The sequence below is a fragment of the Accumulibacter sp. genome (genome assembly GCF_023806565.1).
Lineage (GTDB): Bacteria > Pseudomonadota > Gammaproteobacteria > Burkholderiales > Rhodocyclaceae > Accumulibacter.
This window is the reverse complement of record NZ_JAMTDV010000133.1, coordinates 1-8,344: the sequence shown is the minus strand read 5'-3', so window position 1 is coordinate 8,344 and position 8,344 is coordinate 1. Positions and strand designations below refer to the sequence as shown.

At 65.0% G+C, this 8,344-nt stretch carries 6 protein-coding genes; 1 reads left to right on the top strand and 5 read right to left on the bottom strand.

Features of this window, described 5'->3' with window-relative positions:
* Positions 1 to 114: 114 nt before the first annotated feature.
* From NFV80_RS16190 to NFV80_RS16170, 5 genes are all read right to left on the bottom strand, one after another.
* Positions 115 to 1,050, bottom strand: a complete 936-nt coding sequence (locus tag NFV80_RS16190; RefSeq protein WP_295328388.1) for an N-acetylmuramoyl-L-alanine amidase — start codon at positions 1,048 to 1,050, stop codon at positions 115 to 117.
* A 96-nt stretch (positions 1,051 to 1,146) separates the two neighbouring features.
* The gene (locus tag NFV80_RS16185; protein WP_366143444.1) at positions 1,147 to 2,619 is read right to left on the bottom strand and encodes a sensor domain-containing diguanylate cyclase; all 1,473 of its coding nucleotides are present in this window, start codon (positions 2,617 to 2,619) and stop codon (positions 1,147 to 1,149) included.
* A 358-nt stretch (positions 2,620 to 2,977) separates the two neighbouring features.
* Positions 2,978 to 3,826 (bottom strand): FTR1 family protein, encoded by an 849-nt coding sequence (locus NFV80_RS16180; RefSeq protein WP_295328392.1) that lies wholly within the window; start codon positions 3,824 to 3,826, stop codon positions 2,978 to 2,980.
* Positions 3,827 to 3,852: 26 nt separating this feature from the next.
* Positions 3,853 to 4,185, bottom strand: coding sequence for a cupredoxin domain-containing protein (locus NFV80_RS16175; RefSeq protein WP_296759345.1), 333 nt, complete (start codon positions 4,183 to 4,185; stop codon positions 3,853 to 3,855).
* A gap of 151 nt (positions 4,186 to 4,336) precedes the next feature.
* Entirely contained in the window at positions 4,337 to 4,918 is a 582-nt protein-coding gene (locus tag NFV80_RS16170) for a DJ-1/PfpI family protein (protein ID WP_295327738.1), read from the bottom strand.
* 209 nt (positions 4,919 to 5,127) lie between these two features.
* Here NFV80_RS16170 and acnA point away from each other — a divergent pair, with 209 nt between their 5' ends.
* Positions 5,128 to 7,839 carry an aconitate hydratase AcnA gene (gene acnA, locus NFV80_RS16165; RefSeq protein ID WP_295327740.1) on the top strand — a complete coding sequence of 904 codons (2,712 nt, stop codon included), beginning with the start codon at positions 5,128 to 5,130 and terminating at the stop codon, positions 7,837 to 7,839.
* Positions 7,840 to 8,344 lie beyond the last annotated feature (505 nt).

Here is an 8,344-nt window from a genome sequence, read left to right as displayed (position 1 = left end):
TTCGCAATCAGAAGGTCGGCGGTTCGATCCCGCCTGTCTCCACCAAAAAATACTTAGCCCAACTCACAAGGTTGGGCTTTTTCATGCCCGCAAAGCGACAGCGGTTTCCGCCGACTATTGGCTCGGCGACAGCTTCTTTTGCAACAGACAGGAAGCCACGGCATTTTCCTCCTCGGCAGAAAGTGGCCGATCAGCGCGGACAAAGTGCAGGCGGAAAGCCTTCAGCGATGCTTCGGGCGTGCGCGGGTCATAGCCGAGGGCGGCAAGTGCCGCCGCCAGATCAAAGCCGATCGGGGCTGGCGGCGGCGTGGTGTCGCACCACAGACCGAAGCCCTGGGCAGCCAGCCGTTGCCAGGGAAAGAATCGACTCGGATCGTCCTTGCGCGCCGGGGCAACGTCGGCGTGACCGATGAAATTTGCCGGTGGCACGTGGTGGCGCTGTCGAATGTCGGCCAACAGCTCGAGCAGGGAATCTATCTGGGCGTCGGCGAAAGGCTCGCGGCCGTTGTTGTCAAGCTCGATGCCGAGCGACACCGAATTGATGTCGGTGAAACCGGCCCACCACGACTTGCCGGCATGCCAAGCGCGATCGCTCTCATCGACCAGTTGGACGATCCTGCCGTCGCGACCGATCAGATAATGCGCACTGACTTTGCGTTCGGGAGAGCTTAGCGTCCGCAGTGCTTGTTCGAGGGTATCGTCCCCCGTGTGGTGGATGATCACCAGGTTCGGCCTGCGCTGGTCGAAATTGGGTGACGGTTGCCAGCTCGCCTTCGTCGCCCCTTTCGGCGGCAAGGGCGCACAGCCACAAAGAAGCGCTGCCGCGAACATGGCAACGATGAGCGAACGCGCACCCCTGCCCAGGCATGGCGCAACGGCAGCAAGCGGGAGTGCGAGACACGGCCTCACCACGGGATTCTGACGAAATTCGTCCCGCGCACGCCTCGCGCCAGCGTCCGACCGGCCGCTTTCCCGGCCGCCGGAGCAGGCCAGCAAGACCAGCGCGATCCACAGCAGAGTCAATGTCGGACCCTCAACACCAACCGGCATGGCCAATCATCTCCAGTCAGGATTCCCACCGCCCTGCGCCAACCGGCGCTGCCCCATCGGTCACTGGCGGTTGGCGGATTCGCTGTCCGGCGAGAACTACTGCAACAGGCAATTGGCCGCGACGTCGATGACTGCACAGCGCTTGCCGCATTCCTTCGCACGATACAGAGCCCGATCCGCGCCTTCAAGCAAGGTTGCCGCCGTGCAGCCCGATTGCGGGAAGACGGCGACACCGACGCTCGCAGACACCGGCGACGCCACGTCCGGATACGGTTCCGCGAGAGCCGCCACCAGTCGTTGTGCGGTCTGCATGGCGTCCTGCTCATCGGCATCGACGAGCAGGACGGCGAATTCGTCGCCACCGCGCCTCGCCGCGACGTCCGCCGTCCGGATCGTCCTCGTAATCCGCTTCGCCGCGATCTTCAGCACCCTGTCCCCGGCCGCGTGCCCCTGCCGATCATTGACGGCCTTGAAACCATCGAGATCGAGGGCAAGAAGCGCCAGTGACCCCTGGCTGCGCACGACGGCCGCCAACTGGTGGGCCACCAGTTCATCGAACAGCACGCGGTTGCGCAAACCGGTCAGGGCATCATGGTAGGCGAGGTGATGCACCTGCGCCATCACTGCCGACGCCTGCACGATGGCCACACCGATCGCATCCGCTTCGTGCAGTTGCACACTCGGCAGCTCGACCGGCTTGCCATTGCCAAGCGCCAACGCAGCGTCATTCAGGCCACGAATGGAAACAGTCACTCGACGTGCCAGGCGAGCGACCAGCCACAAGCCGAGTCCGACAGCGACCGTGGTGCCGGCCAGTACCCAGGCGACCAGGCGATAGAGTTCGGCGTCGAGCGCCGCCTTCGGCGCCGCAACCGCCACCCGCCAGTCGGACACTGCGGACCTGCTGAAGGACGAAACTACCGGCGTACCTTCCTTGGTTACGGTTTCCAGCGTTCCCTCGCGGTGCGCGGCAAACCCTTCCAGCAGGCCGTCCACTGCCTTCTCGCCGACAAAACGCTCGGCGTCCAGAGAGCGCGCGACGATCGTCCCGGAACTGTCGAAAACCGCCGCCAGCCATTCCTTTGGCAAATGCTGGCGGCCCAGAATCGCTCCGATGCGGCCGAGTGCCAAGCCGGCGTCGAGACCATAGACCACTCGACCATCGCGATGCACGGGTACGCCCATGGCGATCAGCGGCCTTCCGGTAACCGGACCGATGAACAGATCGGTAAGAACTGCCTCGCCCGAATGGAAAACGCGAGTCAGTTCGGCGGGGGAACCTGCGCTCGGCAGGGCGGTGCCGAACGGTAGCAGGGTATTGAGCAACTGACGTCCGTTTCGGTCCATCAGGACATAGTTGTAGACGATCTGCGACTTGATCGCATCGCGCGCGCGCTGATGAAAGGCGCGCAGATCGCCAGCCGCCAGGTCGGGTGAAGTCGCCAGGACGCGCAATCCCGACTCCACCGCCGACAGTTCGCGGTCCAGGTCCGACGCGATCTTGCGTGCCAGCAGGACCGTGTTCTGGTAGGTCTGCTCGCGCTGCAGACGATAATTCGCGTAAGCCAAGCTCCCGGAGACGACGGCCGCCGGCAGGACGCACACGGCGATGAGCAAAAGAAGACTTGCGCGCAGCGAGTAGCGGCGTTGAGGAGATGCCCTGGCGGCTGGCCGTAAACCGACTCCCATAGAAACAGTATGGCACCGCGCCGCATGGTCTTCTAGGTGTTCCACTCCAATCGTGCCGATCCGACCGACTTGGCATGCCCGCCCAGCCAGGGGGGCGCGCCGAACCGCGGCTGACCAGAACGGAGGGAATCCCGGGCGCCAGCGCGGCGGCCGAGTACGCTTCGTACCTTGCGCTCGACTTGCCGATCGCTTGGCGCCCTGCCCTGGTGGCCTGGAGCAAACGTCGGCGACCGCCCTTTCAGGCGGTCGAGTCCGCCAGTTTCGAAGCGGGCGGACGGGTTGGCGGCCGCAGGCGGAACCGCCACATGCCGAACAGAATCAGCGCCAGTGTGGTCACGAAAACCACAACCTGTATTCCCAAGGGCTGCGCCTCGTAGCCGATCAGCAAGTGCAGCAACTGACCGGTGAGCGAAGACTGGTCGAGGAACGCGGAGGTATCCCACAGCGGATCGGCCAACGCCGGCAGTACGTCGGCTGCCACGAGAAAGCGGGCCATGTTGCTCGCCATTGCGGCGGCCAGCGCAAGCACCAGCACGCTGGTCACCGAGAAAAACCAGCGCACGGGAATCCGCACGAAACCCGCGTAGAGTCCCCAGCCAGCAGCGACCCCAGCGGCAAGACCAAGTATGCCGCCACCAATCACGCTGGCGACGCTTTCGTTCCCGCCGATGAACAGACTGTAGAGAAACAGCGCCGTTTCCGAGCCCTCGCGCAGCACTGCCAACGAGATGACGATCGCCAGTGCAGACATTTCGCGCTCGCCCGAACGCACGTCACTGCCCAGTTGCCGAGCCTGTCGCGTCATTTCCATTCCGTGACGCGCCATCCAGATGTTGTGCCAGGCCAGCATCAGCACGGCAATGCCGAGCACACCGGCGCTGAACAGCTCCTGTCCCATGCCACCGCCCAGTTCCGCGATGTGTTCCGTCATCATCGCGACCAGCAACGAGCCGACGACGCCACCGGCAATACCGGCAGCAATCCAGCGCGCCCGATGCGGCAGGCCGACGGTGGCGACGGCGACGATGCTGACGATCAGCGACGCTTCCAGTGATTCGCGAAAGACGATGATGGCCGAACCAAGCATCTTGCAGACTCCAGGCAGCCGGGTACTTACTCGGCGATGATCACGCCCTTGGCGGTAGCCTCGTGGAACTCGCCGTAGAACGGATAGCTGCCGGGCTTGAGCGGGCCGATGACGATGGTCGCCGAAGCGCCGCCCTGGATGATTTTTTCGCGCTTGAGCGGTTTGCTCTCGAACTCCTCGGCAGTCTTGTCGTCGTTCTTCACCACCAGCTTGATCTTCTGCCCGGCCGGCACGCGTACTTCGGCAGGATCGAAGCGGTGGTCCTTGATGGTGATGGCGAATTCCGCCTCGCCCGCCAGCGCAGCGACGGGTAGCGCCAGCAGGGCGGCGGTCAGAAGAACTTTCCTGGTCAAGAACATCTTGGCGAACTCCGGGTCTGAAGCAGCGTGGATACTCCGCATATGATAACAATTCGCATTTGCAAGTCAAGTGACCCGCGCTGGCCGAGCCACCGGACAGGCAGATCAGCGCCCGGCGTCGCCCCCCTTGCCCACGGCGGCAGCGGACGGCTTACGCTTCGATGCGGGTGCCGAGAACCTGCAGGAATTTCGCCAGCCAGACCGGATGCGCCGGCCAGGCGGGAGCGGTGACCAGATTGCCGTCCACCTGCGCCTGGTCGACCGGGATCTCGGCATAGCTGCCCCCGGCCGCGCGCACTTCCGGCGCACACGCCGGATAGGCGCTGCACAGGCGGCCCGAAAGAACGCCCGCCGCCGCCAGCAGTTGCGCGCCATGGCAGATCGCGGCGATCGGTTTGTCGGCAGCGGCAAAGTGCCGCACGACGGCAAGCACCGCCGGATCGAGCCGGAGATACTCCGGCGCGCGACCACCCGGAATGACCAGCGCATCGTATTCTTCCACCCGCAGCTCGGCGAAATCGGCATTCAGGGTGAAATTGTGGCCTGGCTTTTCGCTGTAGGTCTGGTCGCCTTCGAAATCGTGCACTGCCGTGCGCACTTGCTGCCCGGCCTTCTTCCCCGGGCAGGCGGCATGGACGGTATGGCCGACCATCTGCAGCGCCTGGAATGGCACCATGGTCTCGTAGTCTTCGGTGAAATCGCCGGTAAGCATCAGGATCTTCTTTGCAGCCATTTGAGTCTCCTCAGGAAGTGGATGGTGGCGAAACGATGGGCGGGGGGCTTCACGGGCTCTGCAGGCGCAGCGCGGTGGGCCGCATCGGCACGCGCAAGCATATAGGATGGCGGAGACTCGGTCGACAGCGTCCGGCAGGGGAACACGGACGGCCCCGAACTGTCATTGGGGTACCTGCGCTCGCGCACCCGTTTCTTGGGAGATTCCGCATGCCCCGCTCGCCATTCAATACGCTGTCGCGCTTTACCCCTCCCGGGCAACCGGAGGCCTGGTTCTATTCCTTGCCGGCGCTGGTCGCCAGCGAAATCGGCCATGTCGACCGCTTGCCGGTTTCGTTGCGCATCGTTCTCGAGGCGCTGCTGCGTCACTGCGACGGCCGGCGCGTCAGCGAGCGGCACATCCTTGAGCTCGCCGAGTGGCGGCCGCGCGCAAGTCGCAGTGCGGAAATTCCGTTCGTCGTCGCGCGTGTCGTTCTGCAGGATTTCACCGGCGTGCCGCTGCTCTGCGATCTGGGAGCAATGCGACACATTGCGCGAGCGCGCGGATTCGATCCGCGACGCATCGAGCCGCTGGTACCGGTCGACCTGGTCGTCGATCACTCGCTGCAGGTGGATCACTACGGAACCCCGCAGGCCCTGCAACAGAACATGGCGCGCGAATTCGAACGCAACCGCGAACGCTATCAGTTCATGAAATGGGGAATGCAGGCTTTCGAGAACTTTCGCGTCATACCGCCGGGGGTGGGCATCGTCCATCAGGTCAACCTCGAACATCTGTTCCAAGGTGTGCGCTGGCAGGAAAGCTCGCGCGGACGGGTTTATTTTCCCGACTCGCTGGTCGGTACCGATTCCCATACCACGATGATCAACGCCGTCGGTGTCGTCGGCTGGGGAGTCGGTGGCATCGAGGCGGAGGCGGCGATGCTCGGCCAGCCGGTCTATTTCCTGACCCCCGACGTGGTTGGTGTCGAACTGCGCGGCCGTCTGCGCGAGGGCATCACCGCCACCGACCTCGTGTTGACGGTGACCGAACTGTTGCGCCGCGAGAAGGTGGTCGGCGCCTTCGTCGAGTTCTTTGGCGAGGGCGCGAGCAGCCTGTCAGTGACCGATCGCGCGACACTGGCCAACATGGCGCCCGAGTACGGGGCGACGATGGGCTTCTTCCCGGTCGACGAGAGGACGGTCGCCTATATGCGCGGCACCGGTCGCAGCGACGCGGACTGCACGCTCTTCGAGGCGTATTTCCGCGCGCAGGGCCTTTTCGGAATTCCACGTGCCGGCGACGTCGATTACTCTCGCGTCGTCCAGCTCGATCTGGCGAGCATCGTTCCCTCGCTGGCCGGGCCCAAACGGCCGCAGGACCGCATTCCGCTGCCCGAGATGGCGAATCGCTTTCATCGCCTGCTGAGTGCGCCGGAAGCGGCCGACGGTTTCGCCCGGCCACCGGCGACCATCGGACAACGCTACCCGACGGCACGCGCAGGAGTCGACCTCGGCCATGGCGATGTGCTGATCGCGGCGATCACTTCCTGTACCAACACCAGCAACCCGGCGGTGATGATCGCTGCCGGTCTTCTCGCCCGCAAGGCCGTCGCCAAGGGTCTGCGCGTGCAACCGCACATCAAGACCTCGCTGGCGCCGGGTTCGCGCGTGGTCACCGATTATCTGGAAAGGGGCGGCCTGCTGAAGCCGCTCGCGGAGCTCGGCTTTGCCCTCGTTGGCTACGGCTGCACGACGTGCATCGGCAACTCGGGCGACCTCGACCCGGCGTTCAACCAGGCGATCAGCGAACACCAACTGGTCGCGGCGGCAGTGCTCTCCGGCAACCGCAACTTCGAGGCGCGCATCCACCCCAATCTGCGCGCCAATTATCTGGCCTCGCCACCGCTGGTCGTCGCCTTTGCCATTGCCGGCCGAGTCGACATCGACCTCGACAGCGAACCGCTCGGCCTCGGCAGCGACGGCCAACCGGTCTACCTCCGCGACGTCTGGCCGATCTCCGAAGAAATCGACGCCGTGCTGCCCTTCGCTCTCGACCCGCAAACCTTCCGCCAACGTTACACCGACGTCGGCGCCGACCAGGACCTGTGGAAGGCCATCGCGGCGCCGGTTGGCGAGGTCTACGACTGGCCACCTTCGACCTATATTGCCCGTCCACCGTTTCTCGAACTGCCCGAGCAGTCGGTGCGTGACATTCACTCCGCGCACGCCCTGCTCATTCTCGGCGACTCCGTCACGACCGACCATATCTCGCCCGCCGGCGCCTTCGGCGAGGCCACGCCGGCGGGGCAATGGCTCCGCGAACAGGGCGTCGGGCGCGCCGACTTCAACTCCTACGGCGCCCGCCGCGGCCAACACGAAGTGATGATGCGCGGCACCTTTGCCAACGTCCGTATCCGCAATCTGATGCTGCCGATCGATGCCGACGGACGCCGGCCGCAGGGCGGCTACACCCTCCTAGATGGCGAACAGACGACGGTGTTTGCGGCAGCAATGCGCCATATCGAGCGCCGCACGCCGACGCTCGTTTTCGCCGGCGAGGAATACGGCACCGGCTCGTCGCGCGACTGGGCGGCCAAGGGAACCCGCCTGCTCGGTGTGCGGGCAGTGATCGCGCGCAGCTACGAGCGGATCCACCGGGCCAATCTGGTCGGCATGGGCGTGCTGCCGCTGCAGTTCATCGGCAGTGATTCGGTCGCTTCGCTCGCTTTGCGCGGTGACGAAAGCTTCGACATTCTCGGCCTGGACGACGCCCTGCGGCCGATGCAGAAACTCCGCCTGGTGATCCGCCGCGCCAGCGGCGAGCGCCTCGAACGCCCGCTGCTCTGCCGCATCGATACCCCGATCGAGGTCAGTTACTATCGCGCCGGCGGCATCCTGCCCTACGTTCTCGGCGAGTTGCTCGACAACCCGCCTCGCTGAGCCGCGGCGCCGAGTCGTCGGCGGCTGTACGGCGACCACCGGCGCCGGAGGGCTGCGCAAGGAGCCGCGGGGGAAGCGAGTGATCAACGCGGCGGTTCGACCGGGCGGCAGAACCCCTCAGGAGCCCGAAGCACTTTCTGCGTTCCTCGATCGGCCGCCGCAGACCTTGGATCTCCAGCCGCCTGGATTCCGGCGTTCCCCTCGGAGCGGGCCGTTACAGAAAGAGGATGCGCGCCATCCGATTCGATCACGTAGAGTTTGCGGATGGCACACTTTGACGCAAGCCTCGCAGACTTCCAGCGCCTTGCTCGCCACATCCTTGGCCGGCCGGTCATCCGGTGACTCGACAACGAGACTGGCCGCGCCGACTCCTGCGAAAGTATCGTTGAACTCGGCTGGAAGACCGCCGTTGCCCCGGTGGAGGACCATATTTCTTGTTCGCGACCATCGGCTTGAGGCACCGCGAAGAGCGGTGGCGTGGCGAAGCGTTTGCTCGCTGCCGCCG

Bases quoted from the DNA above. Each gene is read 5' to 3' on its own strand.
- NFV80_RS16190 (WP_295328388.1), bottom strand. From the start codon at position 1,050: ATGCCGGTTGGTGTTGAGGGTCCGACATTGACTCTGCTGTGGATCGCG.
- NFV80_RS16180 (WP_295328392.1), bottom strand. From the start codon at position 3,826: ATGCTTGGTTCGGCCATCATCGTCTTTCGCGAATCACTGGAAGCGTCG.
- NFV80_RS16175 (WP_296759345.1), bottom strand. From the start codon at position 4,185: ATGTTCTTGACCAGGAAAGTTCTTCTGACCGCCGCCCTGCTGGCGCTA.
- NFV80_RS16170 (WP_295327738.1), bottom strand. From the start codon at position 4,918: ATGGCTGCAAAGAAGATCCTGATGCTTACCGGCGATTTCACCGAAGAC.
- acnA (WP_295327740.1), top strand. From the start codon at position 5,128: ATGCCCCGCTCGCCATTCAATACGCTGTCGCGCTTTACCCCTCCCGGG.